The sequence below is a fragment of the Vibrio sp. 1402 genome (assembly GCF_033340275.1).
The window spans coordinates 1-818 of record NZ_JAWOWE010000163.1; the positions used below are offsets into that span (position 1 = coordinate 1).

Here is an 818-nt window from a genome sequence, read left to right on the forward strand (position 1 = left end):
AAACGCTTTATTTACGTGATGGTTCGGAGTTAATTGTTCTGACCAAAGCCGCTCAAAAGTTTACGGTGCGCGAAGTTATTGATCTTACTCAAGGGGATAAAAAGCATTCTGTAAGAACGATTGATTTGCTTGCGGGCGCATATTCCCTGTTGGTGACGCACAATGATGGTCGCGTTTCGCAGTGGTTTGATACTTTGCAAAATGATAAGCGAACCTTAACTCATATTCGTGACTTCAAATTAGCGTCTGAACTTAAATACTTATTGCCGGATTCACACCGCAAAGGATTCTACAGTTTCTACACCAACGGTACGCTTCAGAGTCATTACACGACCAGTGAAAAACTGGTGTTGTTTAAGCGAGCTTATAAACAAGCGCCTGCGATGGCGGCAATGTCGAACAATGAACGCTATCTGATTACTTGGAATGATGACTCGTTAAAGGTGGCAGAGGTCGATAACTCTTACCCTGAAGTCTCGCTTTCTTCACTGTGGCAGAAAGTGTGGTACGAAGGCTATCCAGAGCCTGAATTTGTATGGCAATCTACATCGGCCAGTGACAACTTTGAAGCCAAATTTAGCTTGGTGCCGATTGCGTTCGGCACGATAAAAGCGGCTATGTTTGCGATGCTGTTTTCAGTGCCTTTGGCGGTGCTAGGCGCTATTTATACGGCGTATTTTATGTCGCCACGCATGCGTCGAGTGGTTAAGCCGTCCATTGAATTGATGGAAGCACTGCCGACCGTCATCATCGGTTTCCTTGCCGGGTTATGGTTTGCTCCGATAGTCGAAGACCATCTGATTACGGTCGTGGTGATG

At 45.8% G+C, this 818-nt stretch carries 1 pseudogene; it reads left to right on the forward strand.

The annotated features are described in order from the left end of the window. Positions 1-818, forward strand: a pseudogene (locus tag R7044_RS24825) (phosphate ABC transporter permease); the annotation flags it as partial.